This window comes from Pseudomonas sp. TWRC1-2 (genome assembly GCF_049896685.1).
In the GTDB taxonomy this organism is placed as follows: domain Bacteria; phylum Pseudomonadota; class Gammaproteobacteria; order Pseudomonadales; family Pseudomonadaceae; genus Aquipseudomonas.
This window is the reverse complement of record NZ_JAFCUU010000005.1, coordinates 201,389-221,067: the sequence shown is the minus strand read 5'-3', so window position 1 is coordinate 221,067 and position 19,679 is coordinate 201,389. Positions and strand designations below refer to the sequence as shown.

The window sequence follows — 19,679 nt, the reverse complement described above, 5'->3', positions numbered from 1 at the left end:
CCGGGGCGCACTTGGCGTGCTTCAAGCGGCGGGGCGTGCCAGGGTCAGCACGTGCTCACGGATTTTGACCGTGGCTTGCGGCGACGCAACCAGCGCATAGCCACTGGCCAACTGTTCAAAGTGCGCTTCGAACAACCAGTTGCGGTCCTGCGAGTAGCGTTGCATATGCTTCACGTTGCGCTGGCGCAGCGTGTTGCGCAGCGGCGAGGGATAAAGGCGCATGTCGGCCACGTCGATCAGGCCGAACTCACCATCATCCATCAGCAGAACGTTGCCCAAGTGCAGCGAGCGGAAGTACACGCCGCGTTCATGCAACTGGGCCATGAACCTGCCAAAGCGTTCGATCAGCGATTCTCGCAGGCTGCTGTCCAGGCTTTGCAGCGCCTGGCGCAGGGTCAGGCCGGGGAGTGGCTGATAGCGCACGGCACTGCTGCCATCGCGCAAGCTATACACATCGAGAATCCGCGGTGACGCGATACCCAGTTGCTGCAGGTGTTCGCTGTTGCTGGCAAAGCGTTCCGAATACGGATTGAAGCCCCCGGAGGTGTACCAGCGGCGCGCCCTGAACAGCTTGAGGAAGCTGCCATCCTCAAGACGCAGGACCTTGGGCCCAAGACCATCTTCCTCGATGACGGCAGCGCCCTTACGCAGGGCGTCGAACGCCAGCGGTGCGGGCGTTTGCACACGCATGCTCAGCAGGCTGTGACGGCGCTTGGCGATACTCAGGCCGGCGATCAGCGCCAGCGGAATCCACAGCAGGAACCAATGCTCCTTGGGGCGCGACAGGATCCCGCCGCCTTCGGTCAGACCGGCGCCGATGCCGTAGGCCAGCAGGGCGGACGTCAGCAGAAACAGCGGTTGTGCGCGCTCTTTGAAACCTTTGTACAGGCCCCAGCCAAGCATGAAGATCCACGGGATAAAGCCGATGATGCCGACGTAATAGAGCACGCCGAGGGCAAAGCTGTGCGGCTCCATCAGTTCGTAACCGTCCACGATCAAGGACAGTTCGGAGTCGTAGCTGTGGCCGATCAGCGGATGGTCGGCGATACGCTGCAGGGTCATGCCCCACAATTCAAAACGGTATGAACTGCCACGCTCGGTAATCGCTTCAGGATAAAACAGCAGCAACGCTGCAGCGCCAAGCACCAGGACCGCGATCATCAGGGCCGAGCGGCGATTGCGGCTGACAAACGCTATCCACACGGCGGCCAGCGTCAGCGCAACCAGCGGCGTGCGAGAGCCGGTGGCCAGCACCGCGAGCGTCATGACCGCCAGCGCAGGCGCGCCGAACAACAACACCTGCAAGCGTTGGGTGGTGATGCAGACATACAGCCAATAGATGCAGAAAAAGCCGAACAGATGGGAGCTGAGCAGCGGATTATCGAGAGCGCCCAGGCCGCCGATCATGCGCATGCTCGCGCCGGGCACGAAGCCTTTGGCGAATGCCACCAGGTTGAACAGGCACACCACCAGGGCAATCACGGCGGCGCTGAAAAAAATCGGTTTGAACAGCTCGCTGCGGTAGTGCAGCAACAGCCCACAGCCGGCAAACAGCATGAAGGTTTGCAGCGGCACCTTGAACAGGTTGGAGTCGCCGGTGGGTTGCGGGCTCCACAGCACGGTAATCAGCGCCCAGGCGCAAAATGCCAGAAGCGCAATGATCAAAGGTTCGCGCAGCAGTTCTTTGATTTCCCGCGGGCGCAGGCACAGCAGGAACAAGGTCGGCACACTGAAAAAGCCGTAGTAGAGACGGTGCATGACGTTGCGGTTGGTGACGTAGAACAATGAACTCAGAAGCAACAACAAGCCAATGGGCAAAATCCATAGGACCAGGAAGTCGAAAACGCGATTTGAGCCATAAATAAGGCGCTTGGAGTGCATACAGAAAAGCCATTCCAGAATAGAGAAAGCCGACCATCTTAAAGTAGTGGCTATATAATGTCGTCGGCTGGATCCAACCAGGCCGAGGGTCATACCGGGTGCAAGTACAACAGAGAAGCTGTGCTAAAGTCAGCCTCCTTTTTCAAAACGCCGCGTGATATGACCGACTCCAGTCCGAGCGCAAGCCCTTCGAGCTTGAAAATATACTTCCGCCTGCTCATGTACGTTAAGCCCTACGCCGGCTTGTTCGCGTTGAGTATTGTCGGATTTCTGATTTTCGCGTCGACCCAGCCCATGCTGGGGTACATCCTCAAGTACTTCGTCGACGGTTTGTCCAACCCTGAAGCGGTGCTGTTCCCCAGCGTACCGTTCCTGCGTGACCTGCAATTGCTGCAAGCCGTGCCCTTGTTGATCATTCTGATCGCAGCCTGGCAGGGCCTGGGTTCGTTCCTGGGCAACTACCTGCTGGCCAAGGTTTCCCTGGGCCTGGTCCACGACCTGCGCGTGCAGTTGTTCAACAACCTGCTGACGCTGCCCAACCGCTACTTCGACAACCACAACTCCGGGCACCTGATTTCGCGCATCACCTTTAACGTGACCATGGTCACGGGTGCGGCGACCGACGCCATCAAGGTGGTGATCCGCGAAGGCATGACGGTGATCTTCCTGTTCGCCTCGCTGCTGTTCATGAATTGGCGCCTGACGCTGGTGATGATCGCCATCCTGCCGTTGATTGCGGTGATGGTCAGCACGGCCAGCAAGAAATTCCGCAAGCAGAGCAAGAAGATCCAGGTGGCCATGGGCGACGTGACTCACGTCGCGTCGGAAACCATCCAGGGCTACCGTGTGGTGCGCAGCTTCGGCGGTGAAGTCTACGAGGAGAAGCGTTTCCTCAAGGCCAGCCAGGGCAACACCGACAAGCAACTGCGCATGACCCGCACCGGGGCGATCTACACCCCGTTGCTGCAACTGGTGATCTACACCGCCATGGCAGTGTTGATGTTCCTGGTGCTTTACCTTCGCGGTGACGCATCGGCCGGTGACATGGTGGCTTACATCACCTTGGCTGGCTTGCTGCCCAAGCCGATCCGTCAATTGTCGGAAGTCAGCTCGACCATCCAGAAAGGCGTGGCCGGCGCTGAAAGCATTTTCGAGCAGTTGGACGAAGAGCAGGAAATCGACCGCGGCACCGTTGAGCGCGACAAGGTCAGCGGCCGTCTGGAAGTGCGTCACCTGAACTTCACCTACCCAGGCACCGAACGCCACGTGCTCAAGGACATCAGCTTCACCGCCGAGCCTGGGCAGATGATCGCGCTGGTGGGGCGTTCCGGCAGCGGCAAGTCGACCCTGGCCAGCCTGATTCCGCGTTTCTACCACCACGAGAGCGGTGAAATCCTGCTCGACGGCGTAGAGATCGAAGACTACAAGCTGCTCAACCTGCGCCGGCACATCGCCCAGGTCACCCAGCACGTGACCTTGTTCAGCGACACCGTCACCAACAACATCGCCTATGGCGACCTGGCGGGTGCGCCCCGCGCGGACGTTGAAGCGGCGGCGGCGGATGCCTATGCCAAAGACTTTATCGACCAGTTGCCGAAGGGTTTCGACACCCAGGTTGGCGAAAATGGCGTGCTGTTGTCCGGCGGCCAGCGCCAGCGCCTGGCAATCGCGCGGGCGTTGCTCAAGAACGCGCCGCTGTTGATTCTCGACGAGGCCACCTCGGCCCTCGACACCGAATCCGAGCGGCACATCCAGGCTGCGCTGGACAAAGTCATGCAGGGCCGCACGACGTTGGTGATTGCGCATCGCCTCTCCACCATTGAGAAGGCCGACCTGATCCTAGTGATGGACGACGGTCGGATTGTCGAGCGCGGCACCCACGCCGAGCTGCTGGCCCAGAACGGCTATTACGCCCGCCTGCATGCCATGGGCCTGGACGCGCCGGTCGCGGCCGACATCACCTAAAACCTTGTGGGAGCGGGCTTGCCCGCGATAGCGGAGTATCAGTCACCGATGTTTCGACTGATTCACCGCCATCGCGGGCAAGCCCGCTCCCACATGTGTTCCTCGGTGGATTCAATGGCAGGCCCGTCGCACTATCTTCTGTGCACACCCTCCACAAGCCTTCCATAACCCTGTGCTAATATCGCGCCCCTGTTCATTTTGTATGTGGGTTGCTCCATGAAGTTGTCCATGCCGCGATTCGATCAAGCCCCTGTCTTGGTGGTCGGCGATGTCATGCTCGACCGTTACTGGCATGGCGGAACCTCACGGATTTCCCCTGAGGCACCGGTACCGGTAGTCAAGGTCGAGCAAATCGAAGACCGTCCAGGTGGCGCTGCCAACGTTGCCCTCAATATTGCCGCTCTCGGCGCCCCGGCCTCCCTGGTGGGTGTGACCGGCGACGACGAAGCCGCCGACAGCCTGGCCAACAGCCTGCGCGGTGCCGGCGTGCGCGCACTGTTCCAGCGCATTGCCCATCAGCCGACCACCGTCAAGCTGCGGGTCATGAGCCGTCACCAGCAATTGCTGCGTATTGATTTTGAAGAACCCTTCGCCACCGACGCCCTGGCGCTGAGCGAGCAAGTCGACACGTTGCTTGAAGGTATCAAGGTGCTGGTCTTGTCCGACTACGGCAAAGGCGCCCTGAAGAACCACCAGATGCTGATCCAGGCCGCCAAGGCCCGCAACATTCCGGTACTGGCCGATCCCAAGGGCAAGGACTTCTCGATTTATCGGGGCGCCAGCCTGATCACGCCCAACCTCAGCGAGTTCGAAGCCATCGTCGGCGGTTGCGCCGATGAGCACGAGCTGGTGACCAAGGGCGCCACGTTGATGGCCGACCTCGACCTGGGCGCCTTGCTGGTGACCCGTGGCGAGCACGGCATGACGCTGCTGCGTCCGGGCCACCCGGCGATGCACTTGCCGGCGCGTGCGCGTGAAGTGTTCGACGTTACCGGCGCCGGCGACACCGTAATCTCCACCCTGGCCGCCTCGATTGCAGCCGGTGAGGAATTGCCCCACGCCGTGGCCCTGGCCAATCTGGCGGCGGGCATTGTGGTTGGCAAGCTGGGCACCGCGGCCATCAGCGCGCCGGAATTGCGCCGGGCTATCCAGCGCTCCGAAGGCTCCGAGCGCGGTGTGCTGACCATCGAGCAATTGCTGCTGGCGATTGACGATGCGCGTGCCCACAACGAAAGCATTGTGTTCACCAATGGCTGTTTCGACATCCTGCACGCCGGTCACGTGACCTACCTGGAGCAGGCGCGAGCCCAAGGCGATCGCCTGATCGTTGCGGTCAATGACGACGCTTCGGTCAGCCGCTTGAAAGGCCCGGGCCGTCCGATCAACAGTGTTGATCGGCGCATGGCAGTATTGGCCGGTCTGGGCGCGGTGGACTGGGTGATCAGCTTCTCTGAAGGCACTCCGGAAAACTTGCTGGCCCAGGTCAAGCCCGATGTGTTGGTCAAGGGCGGCGACTACTCCGTTGACCAAGTCGTGGGTGCCGATATCGTCGGCGCTTACGGCGGCAAGGTGAAGGTGCTGGGCCTGGTCGAGAACAGCTCGACCACCGCCATTGTCGAGAAGATCCGCAACAATGAGTAACGCTGATAAGTGGGTCCTGATCACCGGCGGTGCCGGTTTTATCGGTTCGCATCTGGTTGATGCGTTGCTTGCCAAAGGCTATGCCGTGCGGGTGCTGGATGACCTGTCCACCGGCAAGCGCAGCAACCTGGCGTTGGGCAACCCGCGCGTGCAACTGATTGAAGGTGATGTCGCCAATGCCGAGTTGGTGGCGCAAGCCGCCGTCGGCGTGAGCGCCGTGGTGCACCTGGCTGCAGTGGCCTCGGTGCAGGCGTCGGTGGATGACCCGGTGAGCACTCACCAGAGCAACTTCGTCGGTACCCTGAATGTCTGCGAAGCGATGCGCAAGGCCGGGGTCAAGCGTGTGGTGTTTGCTTCCAGCGCGGCGGTGTACGGCAACAATGGTGAGGGCGCGTCGATTGACGAAGAGACCACCAAGGCGCCGTTGACACCTTATGCGTCGGACAAATTGGCCGGTGAGCATTACTTCGATTTCTACCGCCGCCAGCATGGCCTGGAGCCGGTGATTTTCCGCTTCTTCAACATCTTCGGGCCACGCCAGGATCCGTCCTCGCCGTATTCCGGGGTGATCAGTATTTTCAGCGAGCGCGTGCAGCAGGGTGTGCCGATCAGCGTGTTTGGTGATGGCGAGCAAACCCGCGATTTCATGTACGTGGAAGATTTGGTCGATGTGCTGGTACAGGCCATCGAAGCGCCCGACGCGCCGCTGGGTGCGATCAACGTAGGCTGGAACCGCACCACCACGCTCAAGCAGGTGTTGCAGGCGCTGGAAGAAGTCGTGGGTCAGTTGCCGACGATCACTTACGGCCCGGCCCGCTCGGGGGATATTCGGCATTCGCGGGCCAATAACCAGCGGCTGTTGGCGAGTTTCACGCTGCCTGAGCCTACGCCGTTGAAGGTGGGCCTGGAGCGGTTGCTCACGGGCTGAACACCGTCAAAGGGGGGAGCCGCTTTATCTGGGTGCCGGGCAAGCCAGCGCCCAGATTAGAGCGGTTTTACCCTTTGGCTTTTTTCTTCGGCACAATCTTGCGCAGCATCTGCCGCGCCTTGCCGGTCAATCGCTTCAGTTTCGACTCTTTTTCAGGCTGGGCCAGGCCTTGTTGCCTGAGCCAATCCTTCCAGCGAATCCGCTCATCACGTACCAGCCAGCCGTCTTGCTGAGCAAAGCTTTCGGCCAGGTATAAACCGCGTGTGCTGGCTGGATACAGCTGGTCTTTCTTGACGGTGTACAGCTCTGCTACAGGCTGGCCATCTTTGAGCGGCATCAGGTACAAGTCCGGGCGCTTGCGGTCCAGCCGGGCTACCAGCTGATCGCCTTCAAGTCGCTCATCCACATGAAACAGGCTGAGGGATTTGGCTTCCTTCGGCACCTCAAGGCGCAAGTCATAAATCAATTGCAGCGACGCCGTCGGCAGGTGCACGTAGGCCCGCGGGCGCTCGATCAATTGTGTGGTCGCGCAGCGCACCGGGCGGGCGGCGCCCGACAAAGGGCTCAGCCGAAACGGCAGTGCTTCACGGTAATGCAGGGCGGTGGAGTAGGGCGCCGGCAGCCAGGTGTCGTTGAAGCGTCCACCGAGCCAGCCTTCAGGCGTCTCCAGTAGGCATTCTTCGGCAATTTCCTGGATGGCGGTGTGCAGCGGCAGGTTCAATTCGTGGGCCGGCACATAGCCCGAGATCAGCTTGAGCACCACGTCGCCACGGTCCTGGCGGCGTTGGCGTACCAATACCCAGTAATCCTTGTTTTGCCAGTGCAGGGTCAGTCGCACCGACACGCCCAGATTCGCCAGTTCCAGGGCGAAACGCTCCGGGTCCGTCACCTCCACCGGCTTGCGCCGCTGCAGGGTCTGGGCGAAGTTGAGCGGCATGCCCACGCTCTGGTAACTCAGGCCTTCGGGGGTGGCTTCGACGTGCAGCGGCAGTGTTTTAAAGTTGCTGGGGTTTTTTCTAATAAGCGTGCGCGGCATGTCGGCTCCTTCTTGCGACGGGGTCGGCCGCGTCGGCGGCATCAGAGTTGACGAATGACCTTGGCAGCGGTCGCCACGTTATGGGCCAGGTGCAGCGGATTAATGGTCCCGACAATAGCACTGGCGACGCCCGTTTGCGCAAACAACAACATGAAACTGGCGTGAATTGGATCCATTCCAGGTTCCAGGCATACGTGGCCGCTGGCCAGGGCTTTTTTCACCAGGATGCCTTTGCCATGAGCAGCGGCGTAATCAATGACGGTTTTCTCGCTCTGTTCGTTCAGATTGTAGGTGACCATTGCGCAATCACCTTGTTCCAGAGCCTTCACGCCGCCTTCGACGGTTTTGCCTGAGAAGCCGAAACCGCGAATCTTGCCCTCTTTTTTCAGCTCCGCCAGGGTCTGGTAAACCTCGCAATCATTGAGGATATGCAGGTCATTGCCATCGGAGTGCACCAGCACCAGGTCGATAAAATCCGTTTCAAGTCGTTTCAAGCTGCGCTCGATCGACATCCGCGTATGGGCCGCACTGAAATCATGCTGCGACACGCCATCGGCAAACTCTTCACCGACCTTGCTGACAATCACCCAGTCATTGCGTTGGCCGCGTAACAGCGGCCCCAGGCGTTCTTCGCTGCGGCCGTAAGCCGGTGCGGTGTCGATCAGGTTGATACCCAGCTGGCGTGCCTGGCGCAGCAGCATGCGCGCTTCGTCATCATCAGGAATCTGGAAGCCGTTGGGGTATTTCACCCCTTGGTCGCGGCCCAGTTTTACTGTGCCCAGGCCCAGTGGCGACACCAGCAGGCCGGTGCTGCCCAAGGGGCGATGCAGGTCGTGCAGGGTGGGCAGGCTCATGGCAACAGGTGCTCCCAGGCAGGTTGGCCGAGGGCTGGTTTTGGCAGCTCGGGCAGGGCGTCGTTGTTGGCGCTCGGCTGGATGCCGTCGCGTTGCAGGGCGTTGAGTACGCGGTCAGCGAAGTCTGGCGCCAGCGCCAGTTTGGTCGGCCAGCCCACCAGCAGGCGGCCCTCTTCGGCAAGGAACGCATTGTCGGGGCGGGTCAGGCCCGACTGCAGCGGCTCGGCACGGTCCACCCGCAAGGTCGCCCATTGCGTCTGGCTCATGTCGATCCACGGCAGCAATTGCGCCAGCTCTTTTTGCGCGGTGGCGATCTGTTCTTCAGGTGTGCGCGCCACGCCATCGGCCTCAGCGATATCGCCGCCCATGTACCACACCCAGTTGCCATCGGCGGCCGGGTGGGTGGTGATGGTCAGGCGCGGCTTGGTGCCGCCGCCCAGGCAGTGCGCATACAGCGGCTTCAAGCCCGGGCCCTTGGCGATGATCATATGCAGCGGGCGCTTTTGCATGGCGGGCTGGCTCAGGCCCAGGGCGCTGAGCAGATCTGCCGTGCCGCCACCGGCACTCAGCACGATGCGCTGGGCGCGAATCTCGCGGCCGTCAACCTTCAAACCCACCAGAGTATCGCCATCGCGCAGCGGTTCGATGTGCTGGCCGGCGAGCAAACCGTCACCCGCCAGTTGGGCCAGACGCTCGATCAGGCTTGGCACGTCGACCACCAGCTCGGCCAGGCGGTAGACCTTGCCCTTGAAGCGGCGGTCCTGCAGGGCCGGCGGCAATTCGTCGCCCTTGACCTGGTCGACCCGGCCACGCACGGCCTTGCTGGCGAAGAAGCTGGTGAGGTTGCCGGCGAGTGTGCCGGGCGACCACAGGTAATGGGCCTCGGACAGCAGGCGCACGCCGGACAGATCGAGTTCGCCATCACCCGCCAACGCCTCGCGCCAGCGGCGCGGCATGTCGGCAATCGCTTCGGACGCGCCGGTGAGCGCGCCGTGCAGGGCGTATTTCGCGCCGCCGTGGATGATCCCCTGGGACTTCACGCTTTGCCCGCCGCCCAGCGTGGCGCTTTCCACCAACACCGTGGAAAACCCCTGGCGGCGCAGGCGCGCGTTAAGCCAGAGGCCGGCAACCCCGGCGCCGACAATCAGAACGTCGGTGGAAATAACGGATGGCATCGGCGACCTCAGTGTTCAAGACAAGAGGCGCAGTATACAGGCTGTTGAGTGGCGGTCAGTGCCCGGCGGTTTTCGAGAACAGTTGAATCACCACCACGCCCAGCACAATAAGGCCCATGCCCAGCATCGCCGGCAGGTCGAGCTTTTGCCCATAGATAAACAGCGCGGCGACACTGACCATCACGATGCCCATGCCGGCCCACACCGCATACGCCACGCCCACCGGCACGGTGCGCACCACCAGGGTCAGCATCCAGAACGCAATGCCATAGCCGACGATGACCAGCGCCAGTGGAAGCGGTGTGCTCCATCCTTTGACGGCTTTCATGGACACGGTCGCGATCACTTCCGAGCAAATGGCGATGGCCAGGTAGAGGTAGGCGGCATTCATGGGGTAATCCTCGGTGTGTGACGTGCTTGAATAAGGTCAGCATTCTAACGCTTCGGCAGATGGGATAAAGTCATTACCTATCCGAATTCAAGATGGGTTGAGCCATGAGCGTGCAGTGGAACCTGGACCAGATGCGCCTGTTTGTCAGCGTTGCCGAACAGCGTTCGTTTTCCGCAGTGGCTCGCGACCAGCGCAAGGCGCAATCGGCGGTGAGCAACGGTATCGCGCTGCTGGAAGCAGACCTGGGGCTGAGCCTGTTTGAGCGTAGCAGCGGCCGCCAGCCCCGGCTGACCGAAGCCGGCAGTGTGTTGCTGGAGGAAGCCCGTGAGGTATTGCGCCAGTGTGAACGGCTCAATGGCCGCGCGCTGTCACTGACGCGTGGCGAGGAAGCCTGCCTGCGCCTGGCCCAGGACGAGGCCATGCTGTTCCAGCCGGTACTCGACAGCCTCGAGGCGCTCGCCGGGCAATACCCGCAGCTGGAGGTGCAGCTTTCCAGCGCTGCTCAAGGCGATGTGGCGCGCAAGTTGGTGGAGCGCAAGGCCGACCTGGGCCTGTTGTTTTATCACGACCAAATCCCTGAGGCGCTTGAGCGGCGGGTGGTGGGCAGTGTGGAAATGGTCACCGTGTGCGGTGTGAATCATCCGCTGGCCAAGCAACCGTACGTGACCTGCCAGCATCTGGCGCAGTTTCGCCAACTGTTGATGTCGACCCAGACCAGCGTCTACCCCGGCAGTGAAGCCGCCAGCCCGCTTGTGTGGCGCGCCGACAGTTTCTACGTGCTGGCCGAATGGCTGATGAGTGGCCTGGGCTGGGCCTGGCTGCCGCGGCACATCGTGCAGTACCCCACCTATCAACAACAAATGGTTGAGCTGGACAGCGAATGGACACCGCCCGCGCTGGTGGTGGAACTGGTCTGGCGCCGTGACGAGCACCTCGGTCCCGCAGCGCGCTTTCTGGCTGCACGATTTGCCGAGTGCTTGCAGGCGATCGACTGAAAAAGCCGATAAACTCCGCCGCCATGAATAGAACTCTCTATAGCTGTCTGTTTTACCTGGCGCTGCCGTTGGTGGCTTTACGTCTGTGGCTGCGTGCGCGCAAGGCGCCGGCCTACGCCAAGCGCGTCGGCGAGCGGTTTTCCTATGGCCTGCCGGTGATGCAGCCGGGCGGGATCTGGGTGCATGCGGTATCGGTAGGTGAAAGCATCGCCGCCGCGCCGATGATTCGCGGGCTGATGGCGCGGCATCCGACGCTGCCGATCACCGTCACCTGCATGACGCCCACCGGGTCCGAGCGCATCCAGGCGCTGTTCGCCAATGAGCCGCGCGTACAGCATTGCTACTTGCCGTATGACTTGCCGTGCGCGGCCAAGCGTTTTCTAGATCGCGTGCAGCCTAAGCTCGCCGTGATCATGGAAACCGAGTTGTGGCCCAACCATATTCACGCCTGTGCCCAGCGCGGTATTCCAGTGGCACTGGCCAATGCGCGGTTGTCGGCGCGTTCGGCCAAGGGCTACGCACGATTCGCCAAGCTCACCGCGCCGATGCTCGCAGAAATGAGCCTGTTCGCCGTGCAGACACACACCGAAGCCCAGCGCTTCCTGAGCCTGGGCGCACGCCCGGAAACCGTCGAGGTGACCGGCTCGATCAAGTTTGACCTGACCATCGACCCCGAGCTGACGGTGCGGGCTACCGCCTTGCGTGAGCAATGGGGCGCCAGCGAGCGCCCGGTGTGGATCGCCGCCAGCACGCACGAAGGCGAAGACGACGTGGTCCTGGCCGCGCATCGCCAGTTGCTCGAAAGTTATCCCAATGCATTGTTGATTCTGGTGCCGCGTCATCAGGAGCGCTTCGGCCCGATGTTCGAGCTGTGCGGGCAACAAGGCTTTGCCACGGTGCGCCGTTCCAGTGGCGAGCCTGTGACCGCGCAAACGTCGGTGCTGCTCGGCGACACCATGGGCGAGTTGCTGTTTCTCTACGCCCTGGCCGACAGCGCGTTTGTCGGCGGCAGCCTGGTGCCCACGGGCGGGCATAACCCGCTGGAGCCGGCAGCGCTGGCCAAGCCTGTGATCATGGGGCCGCACCTGTTCAACTTCCTCGAAATCAGCGCGATGATGCGCGAGGCCGGGGCGTTGCGAGAGGTGGATGACGCCGAGGGTTTGGCCGAGGCGGTGCGGCAGCTGTTCGAGCTACCGCAGGATGCGCGCAAGATGGCGCAGGCGGGGCTGGCAGTGATGCAGGCCAACCAGGGCGCGCTCAAGCGCTTGTTGGATGGCCTGGACAGACTGATTCAACGCTGACCCAAAGGTGAGAGCTGGCTTGCCTGCGATAGCATCACCTGGGTGTAACTGATACACCGCGGTGTCTGCGTCGCAGGCAAGCCAGCTCCCACATTGGTTTTGAGGTGTTTTCAGTAGCCGGGGCGGGCCTTGAGCTGTTCGGCGGCGGCCTTGGCCAGGTCCGGCGGCAGGAAGTCCTTGTCCGGGTTGTAGTCAGCCTTGAGGTAGCGCGTCAGGTCCTGCAAATCGCCCGGGCTCAGCGTGCCCGCCGCCTGCTTCAAGCGCAGGTTGTCGAGGATGTAGTCGTAGCGGCTGTTGTTGTAGTTGCGCACGGACGAGTAGAGCTGGCGCTGTGCGTCCAGCACGTCGACGATGTTGCGCGTGCCCACCTGATACCCGATTTCCGTGGCTTCCACCGCGCTCTGGTTGGAGATGATCGACTGGCGGCGTGCTTGCACCTGTTCCACGTCGGTGTTCACCGCACGGTGCAGGTTGCGGGTGTTTTCCACCACTTGGCGGCGCAGGCCTTCGCGTTGTTGTTCGCTCTGGTCGAGGCGTGAATAGGATTCGCGCACTTGCGAGCTGGTGAGGCCGCCGCTGTAGATCGGGATGTTCAGGCGCAGGCCGATGGTGCGTTGCGACACATCACCGCCGTAAGGGATGGGCAGTTGATTCGGGTTGCTGAAACCCAGCGCGTCGTTGTCACCCTTTTCGTATTGCGCCACGGCATCGAGGGTCGGCAAGTGGCCGGCCTTGCGCTGGCGCAGGGTTTCTTCGGCGGCCGTGACCGCGTAGTTGCTGGCCAGCAGGTTGAGGTTCTGGCGGCCGGCCGTCTCGACCCAGGCCTTGGCATCATTCGGCGCCGGTGGCAGCACTGGCAGCGTGTGCACGATGCCCTGGATGGCGTTGTACTCGCGGTTGGTCAGGGTGATCAGCGCTTCGAAGGCGTCATCCACCTGGCGCTGGGCGACGATGCGGTTGGCGCGGGCGGTGTCGTAGCTGGCCTGGGATTGCAGCACGTCGGTCTTGTCCGACAGGCCCACGTCAAAGCGTTCGTTGGACTGATCGAGCTGGCGCTTGAAGGCGTTTTCTTCGGCCTTGGTCGAGGCCAGGTTGTCCTGAGCGCGCAGCACCGCGAAGTAGCTCTCGGCGCTTTGCAGGATCAGGTTCTGTTCGGTGGCCGAGAGCTGCAGCGAGGCCTGCTCGTTGACGGCTTCGGCGGCTTGCAGCTGGAACCAGCGGTCGGCACGGAACAGTGGCTGACTCAAGGTTGCGCGCCAGGAGTGCGCATCACGGTTGGCGGTGGCCGCCGGCTGGTCGATCTGGGTGCGCACATTATTGCTGTCGGCGCCGGCCGACAGGTTTGGCAGCAAGCCGGCACGGGCCTGGGGCACCACTTCTTTCTGCGCGCCGTATTGGGCGCGGGCGGCGGCCAGGTCGGCGTTGTTGTTCACCGCTTCCTGGTAGACGCTGACCAAATCGGTTTTGGTGGACAAGGGCGCTTCAGCTGCCCAGACCATTCCATTGGTCGCACAAGACACGGCAAGAGCCAGTGAGAGTTTGCGCAGCATGAGGCGATCCCTAGTGTGAATATTACGGCGATAATTTAGCGCCCAAGGCTAAGGCTGGCCATTTCTGGCGTCAAGCCATTGTGGCGGCAACCGAGTGTAGTGTTGCTGACCCGGCGCAACAATCCCGCAATCACGCCATTCATCACGCTGAATGCACCGCCATTGGCAATTTGCCCACGCCATGGTCTAGACTGGCCGCGTTCTTGTCGGGGTGCCTTGTTGGAAGGCTGAGATCGGTAAATACCGGATCCCGTTGAACCTGATCAGGTTAGCGCCTGCGTAGGGAACAAGATTTCTCGTCACCCGGCGAGTCCTCTTGTGCTTCGTCCGGGATGTTGTTCGACAATCGAACAGCCCTCGTGCCTTGCACAGCACTGGTTTCAGTGCGTCCATCCGTCACAGGTTCGCTCCGACAAAAATCCACCGCCTGGATAGTTGGAGAGCCCGTGATGAGCACAGAAATAAAAAGTACAAAACTGAAAACCACCGTGCACTTGAGTGAATCGGCCAAGGTCGACTCCGGCTCCGTGCAGCCGTTTACCCGCTCGCAAAAAATCTACGTGCAAGGCACTCGTCCGGACATTCGTGTGCCGATGCGCGAAGTCAGCCTGGACGTGACGCCCACCGACTTCGGCGGCGAAATCAACGCGCCCGTGGTGGTCTACGACACCTCCGGCCCGTACACCGACCCGAATGTGATCATCGATGTGCGCAAAGGCCTGGGCGATGTGCGCTCGCCGTGGATCGAGTCGCGTGGCGACACCGAGCGCCTGTCGGGCTTGAGCTCGCACTTCGGTCAACAGCGCCTGAGCGACGCCGAACTTACCGCGCTGCGTTTTGCCCACGTGAAAAACCCGCGCCGCGCCAAGGCCGGCGCCAACGTCACGCAGATGCACTACGCGCGCAAAGGCATCATCACCGCCGAGATGGAATACGTCGCCATCCGCGAAAACATGAAGCTCGAAGAAGCCCGCGCCAGCGGCCTGCTCGAGCAGCAACACGCCGGCCACAGCTTCGGCGCCAGCGTGCCGAAAATCATCACCCCCGAATTTGTGCGCGAAGAAATCGCCCGTGGCCGCGCGATCATCCCGGCCAACATCAACCACACCGAACTGGAACCGATGATCATCGGCCGTAACTTCCTGGTGAAGATCAACGGCAATATCGGCAACAGCGCTTTGGGTTCGTCCATCGAAGAAGAAGTGGCGAAACTGACCTGGGGCATTCGCTGGGGTTCGGACACCGTCATGGACTTGTCCACCGGCAAACACATTCACGAAACCCGCGAATGGATCATCCGCAACTCGCCGGTGCCGATCGGTACCGTGCCGATCTACCAGGCCCTGGAAAAAGTCGGCGGCGCCGCTGAAGACCTGACCTGGGAGCTGTTCCGCGACACCCTGATCGAACAGGCCGAGCAGGGCGTCGATTACTTCACCATCCACGCCGGCGTGCTGCTGCGCTACGTGCCGCTGACCGCCAAGCGCGTCACCGGGATCGTCTCGCGTGGTGGTTCGATCATGGCCAAGTGGTGCCTGGCGCACCACAAAGAGAACTTCACCTACACGCATTTCGACGAAATCTGCGAAATCATGAAGGCCTATGACGTCAGCTTCTCCCTTGGCGACGGACTGCGTCCGGGCTCGATTGCCGACGCCAACGACGCCGCGCAATTCGGTGAGCTGGAAACATTGGGCGAGCTGACCAAGATCGCCTGGAAGCACGACGTGCAAACCATGATCGAAGGCCCTGGCCACGTGCCGATGCAGTTGATCAAAGAGAACATGGACAAGCAGCTCGAATGCTGCGACGAGGCGCCGTTCTACACCCTCGGCCCGCTGACCACCGACATCGCGCCGGGCTACGACCACATCACCTCGGGCATCGGCGCGGCGATGATCGGCTGGTTCGGTTGCGCGATGCTTTGCTACGTCACGCCCAAAGAACACTTGGGCCTGCCGAACAAGGATGACGTGAAGACCGGGATCATCACTTACAAGATCGCGGCGCACGCTGCGGATTTGGCCAAGGGACATCCGGGTGCGCAGATCCGCGATAACGCCTTGAGCAAGGCGCGGTTCGAGTTCCGCTGGGAAGACCAGTTTAACCTTGGCCTGGACCCGGACACCGCGCGTTCGTATCACGACGAAACCTTGCCGAAAGACTCGGCCAAGGTCGCGCACTTCTGCTCGATGTGCGGGCCGAAATTCTGCTCGATGAAGATCACCCAGGAAGTGCGTGAGTACGCGGCCAACCAGCGCATTGAAGCGGTGGATGTGGACGTGGCCAAGGGTTTGGCCGAACAGGCGCAGCGGTTCAAGCAGGAAGGTAGTCAGCTTTATAAGAAGGTCTGATCCATAGGCGGCGGTGCCTGCACTGCCGTCATCGCGGGCAAGCCCGACTCCCACATTTGATCGAGTTCCAACTTTGGAATGCGGTCGGATGTGGAAGGCAGACAGTTTTACAAAAAGTTCTGATCCGGGATTGCGGGCGCCTGTAGGGGCCTCTTCGCGAGCAAGCCCGACTCCCACATTGATCGAGTTCCACCTTTGGAATGCGGTCGGATGTGGGAGCGGGCTTGCCCGCGATAGCGATCTAGCAAACAACACATGCCCCTCAGAGATAACACCCTTGAGCATTCAACCGAGTACCTACTCCCCCGATATAGCGGTGCCGAGCGACAAACGCGTCTTCGGCGCCCGCGACCTGTTCTCCCTGTGGTTTTCCCTCGGCATCGGCCTGATGGTCCTGCAAGCCGGCGCCTTGCTCGCACCGGGCCTGGGCTTGTCCGGTTCGCTGCTGGCGATATTTCTCGGCACGCTGGTGGGCGTGCTGTTGCTGGCCGCCGTTGGCGTGATCGGCAGCGACACGGGCCTGTCGGCCATGGCCGCGCTCAAACTCAGCCTCGGCGCCCAAGGCGCCAGCCTGCCGGCATTGCTGAACCTGCTGCAGCTGATCGGCTGGGGCTCGTTCGAAATCATCGTGATGCGCGACGCCGCCAGTTTGCTGGGCACCCGAGCGTTCAGCGAGGGTAGCCTGCTGGCGAGTCCTTTGCTGTGGACGCTATTTTTCGGCGGTTTGGCGACGTTACTGGCCGTCAGTGGCCCGCTGACTTTTGTGCGCCAGATCCTGCGCAAGTGGGGCATCTGGCTGCTGCTGGCCGCCTGCATGTGGCTGACCTGGAACCTGTTCGCCAAGGCCGACCTCGCCGCGTTGTGGGCAAAATCCGGTGACGGCTCGATGCCGTTTGCGGTGGGTTTTGATATCGCCATCGCCATGCCGTTGTCGTGGCTGCCGTTGATTGCCGATTACTCTCGCTTCGGCAAACGCGCAAAAAATGTATTCGGCGGGACGGCGCTGGGCTTTTTTATTGGCAACTTCTGGCTGATGAGCCTCGGCGTGGCCTACACCCTGGCGTTCGCGCCAAGCGGTGAAGTGAATGCGCTGTTACTGGCGCTGGCCGGTGCGGGCCTGGGCATTCCGCTGTTGCTGATCCTGTTGGACGAGTCGGAAAACGCCTTTGCCGATATTCACTCGGCGGCAGTCTCCAGCGGGATTTTGCTGCGTTGGAAGGTCGAACACCTGGCGTTGGCCATCGGCGTCATCTGCACGCTGATCGCCTGCTTCGCGCCGTTGGCGCAGTACCAGAACTTCCTGTTGCTGATCGGCTCGGTGTTCGCGCCGCTGTTCGGCGTGGTGCTGGTGGATCACTTCATTCTGCGCCGCCGTGGCCAGGGCCCCGTTCGCAACCTGCACGGGGCGGCGCTGGTGGCCTGGCTGGGTGGCATTGCCACGTATCACGTGCTGGCCAACCTGTATCCGGATATCGGCGCGACCCTGCCGGCACTGGTGCTGGCAGGGCTGTTGCATTTGATACTGGGCCGGGTCTTTAGTGGCGCGCGGGCATCAGTTCAGGCTTGAGCACGCCCGTCAGACGCGCATAGGGGATGGTCATTTCGATCAGCCCCAATGCGTACGGGCCAATGGTGGCCACGTTGTACTTGAGCACCACGCCGTCGCTGGTCAAGGCCACGTTCGGGGTTTTCTGGAACGGCCAGTTCTTCACGAACTCCGGGTCGCGGTCCATCTGCGAATTGATCAGCCAGCTGTTGTGGGCGACTTTCGCGGTGTTCCAGAACGCCTGTTCCTGGCCTGGCAGCAGCATGTCGGTCAGGCTCAGCTCTTTGTGCTGCAGGCGTGAATAGTTGATGAAACCGCGGCCGGGTTCACCGTGGGCGGCTCCGGTGTCCAGGTAGCTGGACACTTCAATGATCACCAGTCCGTCATGCTGGTCACGTACCTTGGCCTGCAAGTACATGCTGTTGCGGTCTGGCGATTCGCGCAGGAACTTGTCCCGGTAGGCATTCAGCGTCGGCGGCACGCTGGCGCCGGGCGTGGTGCGGGTCATTTGCAGCAGGCGTTGCTCCACAATCGTGTCGAGCTGCGGCTCGCTGGGGAAGTGCACGGTATCAATGTTCACCAGCGGGCAGTCAGGGCTGCCGCAGCCGGGTTTGATCTGTTCGGAGGCGTCCGATTTGGTGTCCAGCGGCTTCAGGTAGCTGGGCTGGAACAGGCTCTGGCAGGCACCCAGGGTCAAGGCAATACAAGCCACGGAGGCGATTTTTAAAAGCGACATGTGCGTCCTTCGGAAATCGATGGAAAGCGAAAAAGAGTAGCGCTTCGACTGCGAACAGAGCCGTCAGTTCGCCACTAAGCTGATTAGAGTGAGTTTGACCTCCGCCGTCTATCCCGGCAACTGGAAAGGGGCTGCATCAAGTGGCAAGGGCGCGTTAGGATGGCGCGAATTGCACCCGCGTAACCGAGGAAGAATATGACGGACATTGCCAAATCGACGCCGAACAAAATCGAGATTGTTCAGCGCGACAATGCCTACAAGGGCTTCTACAAGCTTGATCGCGTGCAACTGCGCCACGAGAAATTCGATGGCGGCATGAGCCGGGTGATCAACCGTGAAGTCTTTGTTCGGCATGACGCGGTGTGCGTGTTGCCTTACGACCCGCAGCGCGATGAAGTGGTGCTGATCGAGCAATTCCGCGTGGGCGCCATGGGCCGTACCGACAACCCGTGGCTGATAGAAATGGTTGCCGGCCTGATCGACAAGGATGAAGAACCTGAGGAGGTTGCACACCGCGAAGCCGAGGAGGAAGCTGGGCTGACATTCTCCGCGCTGTGGCCGATTACTAAATATTTCCCATCGCCCGGCGGCAGTACCGAATTTGTCCACTTGTACCTGGGCCGTTGCGACAGCACCGGGGCCGGTGGCGTCCATGGACTGGAAGAAGAGGCAGAAGATATCCGCGTCACCACCTGGGCTTTCGAAGATGCCCTGCAAGCGGTGCGTGACGGCAAAATTTCCAACGCAGCCAGCATTATCGCCCTGCAATGGCTTGCGCTTAATCGCGCGGAAGTGAGGGGGTTATGGCAGTAAAGGCACGGGAACGATATCGCGTTGACCTGATCGGGTTGCAAGCCGCCTGCGAGGCCAACTATGCGCGGCTGATGCGCTTGCTGCCCGACATGCGCCACACCCCCGAGGCGCGGCGCATTGCCGTGACCCACGGCGACCAGATGCTTGGCGTGCTGACCCTTGAAGTCATCGTCAACTGCCCGTACACCACCACCCTGCGCGTGCGTCAGGAGCACAGCCTGCCGTGGCTGCCGGTGCCGCAGTTGGAGGTGCAGGTCTACCACGATGCGCGCATGGCCGAAGTGATCAGCGCCGAACATGCGCGACGCTTTCGCAGCATCTATCCTTACCCGAACGTGTTCATGCACCAACCCGATGAGAAAGCACAGCTCAATGTGTTCCTCGGTGAATGGCTGAGCCACTGCCTGGCCCTGGGCCATGAGTTTGAAGTCGTGCGGTAGATGTGAACTGCGTCTTTCCTCTTTGCGTCCTGCCCTAGCATAATCGCCCACCTGTCCTTTTCTGTGATTGCCT

The 19,679-nt window shown here is 61.5% G+C and carries 16 protein-coding genes and 1 riboswitch; of the genes, 9 read left to right on the top strand and 7 right to left on the bottom strand.

What is annotated here, in order from left to right; translation table 11 throughout:
* Positions 1–21: 21 nt before the first annotated feature.
* The gene (locus tag ACP7B3_RS16390; RefSeq protein ID WP_426179673.1) at positions 22–1,881 is read right to left on the bottom strand and encodes an O-antigen ligase family protein; all 1,860 of its coding nucleotides are present in this window, start codon (positions 1,879–1,881) and stop codon (positions 22–24) included.
* Positions 1,882–2,040: 159 nt separating this feature from the next.
* Here ACP7B3_RS16390 and msbA point away from each other — a divergent pair, with 159 nt between their 5' ends.
* From msbA to ACP7B3_RS16375, 3 genes are all read left to right on the top strand, one after another.
* Positions 2,041–3,846, top strand: coding sequence for a lipid A export permease/ATP-binding protein MsbA (gene msbA / locus ACP7B3_RS16385; RefSeq protein ID WP_145160101.1), 1,806 nt, complete (start codon positions 2,041–2,043; stop codon positions 3,844–3,846).
* A 216-nt stretch (positions 3,847–4,062) separates the two neighbouring features.
* Complete coding sequence (hldE, locus tag ACP7B3_RS16380; protein WP_145160103.1) at positions 4,063–5,487, top strand: bifunctional D-glycero-beta-D-manno-heptose-7-phosphate kinase/D-glycero-beta-D-manno-heptose 1-phosphate adenylyltransferase HldE; 1,425 nt, start codon at positions 4,063–4,065, stop codon at positions 5,485–5,487.
* On the top strand, positions 5,480–6,415 hold the full coding sequence (locus tag ACP7B3_RS16375; protein ID WP_145160105.1) for an NAD-dependent epimerase/dehydratase family protein: 936 nt from the start codon (positions 5,480–5,482) through the stop codon (positions 6,413–6,415). The genes hldE and ACP7B3_RS16375 overlap by 8 nt, the downstream gene beginning before the upstream one ends.
* A gap of 67 nt (positions 6,416–6,482) precedes the next feature.
* Here the strand turns inward: ACP7B3_RS16375 and ACP7B3_RS16370 are convergent, their stop codons facing one another.
* Genes ACP7B3_RS16370 through ACP7B3_RS16355 form a run of 4 tightly spaced genes read right to left on the bottom strand, consistent with a single transcriptional unit; the run spans position 6,483 to position 9,871 of the window.
* Positions 6,483–7,451, bottom strand: a complete 969-nt coding sequence (locus ACP7B3_RS16370) for a metal ABC transporter ATPase (protein WP_426179670.1) — start codon at positions 7,449–7,451, stop codon at positions 6,483–6,485.
* Between the two features lie 41 nt (positions 7,452–7,492).
* A complete protein-coding gene (locus ACP7B3_RS16365; RefSeq protein WP_145160107.1) occupies positions 7,493–8,305 on the bottom strand; it encodes an aldo/keto reductase in 813 nt (270 codons plus the stop codon).
* Complete coding sequence (locus ACP7B3_RS16360) at positions 8,302–9,480, bottom strand: NAD(P)/FAD-dependent oxidoreductase (RefSeq protein WP_262209727.1); 1,179 nt, start codon at positions 9,478–9,480, stop codon at positions 8,302–8,304. The genes ACP7B3_RS16365 and ACP7B3_RS16360 overlap by 4 nt, the downstream gene beginning before the upstream one ends.
* A gap of 55 nt (positions 9,481–9,535) precedes the next feature.
* Positions 9,536–9,871: a DMT family transporter gene (locus ACP7B3_RS16355; RefSeq protein WP_106577597.1), complete on the bottom strand. Its 336-nt coding sequence runs from the start codon at positions 9,869–9,871 to the stop codon at positions 9,536–9,538.
* 104 nt (positions 9,872–9,975) lie between these two features.
* On the opposite strand from ACP7B3_RS16355, the gene ACP7B3_RS16350 reads away from it, so the two are divergent.
* A complete protein-coding gene (locus ACP7B3_RS16350; protein ID WP_106577598.1) occupies positions 9,976–10,866 on the top strand; it encodes a LysR family transcriptional regulator in 891 nt (296 codons plus the stop codon).
* 23 nt (positions 10,867–10,889) lie between these two features.
* Positions 10,890–12,167 carry a lipid IV(A) 3-deoxy-D-manno-octulosonic acid transferase gene (gene waaA / locus ACP7B3_RS16345; RefSeq protein ID WP_426179666.1) on the top strand — a complete coding sequence of 426 codons (1,278 nt, stop codon included), beginning with the start codon at positions 10,890–10,892 and terminating at the stop codon, positions 12,165–12,167.
* 110 nt (positions 12,168–12,277) lie between these two features.
* On the opposite strand, the gene ACP7B3_RS16340 is transcribed toward waaA, so the two are convergent.
* Positions 12,278–13,717, bottom strand: a complete 1,440-nt coding sequence (locus tag ACP7B3_RS16340) for a TolC family outer membrane protein (RefSeq protein WP_262209724.1) — start codon at positions 13,715–13,717, stop codon at positions 12,278–12,280.
* 197 nt (positions 13,718–13,914) lie between these two features.
* Positions 13,915–14,020: riboswitch (TPP riboswitch) on the top strand.
* A gap of 146 nt (positions 14,021–14,166) precedes the next feature.
* Here ACP7B3_RS16340 and thiC point away from each other — a divergent pair.
* Together thiC and cytX are read left to right on the top strand one after the other, a co-directional pair.
* Complete coding sequence (gene thiC / locus ACP7B3_RS16335; RefSeq protein ID WP_145160115.1) at positions 14,167–16,071, top strand: phosphomethylpyrimidine synthase ThiC; 1,905 nt, start codon at positions 14,167–14,169, stop codon at positions 16,069–16,071.
* A gap of 277 nt (positions 16,072–16,348) precedes the next feature.
* Positions 16,349–17,638, top strand: coding sequence for a putative hydroxymethylpyrimidine transporter CytX (gene cytX / locus ACP7B3_RS16330; RefSeq protein WP_426179663.1), 1,290 nt, complete (start codon positions 16,349–16,351; stop codon positions 17,636–17,638).
* On the opposite strand, the gene ACP7B3_RS16325 is transcribed toward cytX, so the two are convergent.
* Positions 17,607–18,353, bottom strand: a complete 747-nt coding sequence (locus ACP7B3_RS16325; RefSeq protein WP_106577603.1) for an RsiV family protein — start codon at positions 18,351–18,353, stop codon at positions 17,607–17,609. The two genes, cytX and ACP7B3_RS16325, sit on opposite strands and share 32 nt — an antisense overlap.
* 195 nt (positions 18,354–18,548) lie before the next feature.
* Between ACP7B3_RS16325 and ACP7B3_RS16320 the strand changes: the two genes are divergently transcribed.
* Together ACP7B3_RS16320 and ACP7B3_RS16315 are read left to right on the top strand one after the other, a co-directional pair.
* The gene (locus ACP7B3_RS16320) at positions 18,549–19,166 is read left to right on the top strand and encodes an NUDIX domain-containing protein (RefSeq protein WP_145160119.1); all 618 of its coding nucleotides are present in this window, start codon (positions 18,549–18,551) and stop codon (positions 19,164–19,166) included.
* The gene (locus ACP7B3_RS16315; protein ID WP_003209507.1) at positions 19,157–19,606 is read left to right on the top strand and encodes a DUF1249 domain-containing protein; all 450 of its coding nucleotides are present in this window, start codon (positions 19,157–19,159) and stop codon (positions 19,604–19,606) included. Before ACP7B3_RS16320 ends, ACP7B3_RS16315 begins: the two co-directional genes overlap by 10 nt.
* Positions 19,607–19,679: the final 73 nt, after the last annotated feature.

Coding starts and splice junctions, on each gene's coding strand:
- ACP7B3_RS16390 (WP_426179673.1), bottom strand. CDS start 1,881: ATGCACTCCAAGCGCCTTATTTATGGCTCAAATCGCGTTTTCGACTTC.
- msbA (WP_145160101.1), top strand. CDS start 2,041: ATGACCGACTCCAGTCCGAGCGCAAGCCCTTCGAGCTTGAAAATATAC.
- hldE (WP_145160103.1), top strand. CDS start 4,063: ATGAAGTTGTCCATGCCGCGATTCGATCAAGCCCCTGTCTTGGTGGTC.
- ACP7B3_RS16375 (WP_145160105.1), top strand. CDS start 5,480: ATGAGTAACGCTGATAAGTGGGTCCTGATCACCGGCGGTGCCGGTTTT.
- ACP7B3_RS16370 (WP_426179670.1), bottom strand. CDS start 7,451: ATGCCGCGCACGCTTATTAGAAAAAACCCCAGCAACTTTAAAACACTG.
- ACP7B3_RS16365 (WP_145160107.1), bottom strand. CDS start 8,305: ATGAGCCTGCCCACCCTGCACGACCTGCATCGCCCCTTGGGCAGCACC.
- ACP7B3_RS16360 (WP_262209727.1), bottom strand. CDS start 9,480: ATGCCATCCGTTATTTCCACCGACGTTCTGATTGTCGGCGCCGGGGTT.
- ACP7B3_RS16355 (WP_106577597.1), bottom strand. CDS start 9,871: ATGAATGCCGCCTACCTCTACCTGGCCATCGCCATTTGCTCGGAAGTG.
- ACP7B3_RS16350 (WP_106577598.1), top strand. CDS start 9,976: ATGAGCGTGCAGTGGAACCTGGACCAGATGCGCCTGTTTGTCAGCGTT.
- waaA (WP_426179666.1), top strand. CDS start 10,890: ATGAATAGAACTCTCTATAGCTGTCTGTTTTACCTGGCGCTGCCGTTG.
- ACP7B3_RS16340 (WP_262209724.1), bottom strand. CDS start 13,717: ATGCTGCGCAAACTCTCACTGGCTCTTGCCGTGTCTTGTGCGACCAAT.
- thiC (WP_145160115.1), top strand. CDS start 14,167: ATGAGCACAGAAATAAAAAGTACAAAACTGAAAACCACCGTGCACTTG.
- ACP7B3_RS16325 (WP_106577603.1), bottom strand. CDS start 18,353: ATGTCGCTTTTAAAAATCGCCTCCGTGGCTTGTATTGCCTTGACCCTG.
- ACP7B3_RS16320 (WP_145160119.1), top strand. CDS start 18,549: ATGACGGACATTGCCAAATCGACGCCGAACAAAATCGAGATTGTTCAG.
- ACP7B3_RS16315 (WP_003209507.1), top strand. CDS start 19,157: ATGGCAGTAAAGGCACGGGAACGATATCGCGTTGACCTGATCGGGTTG.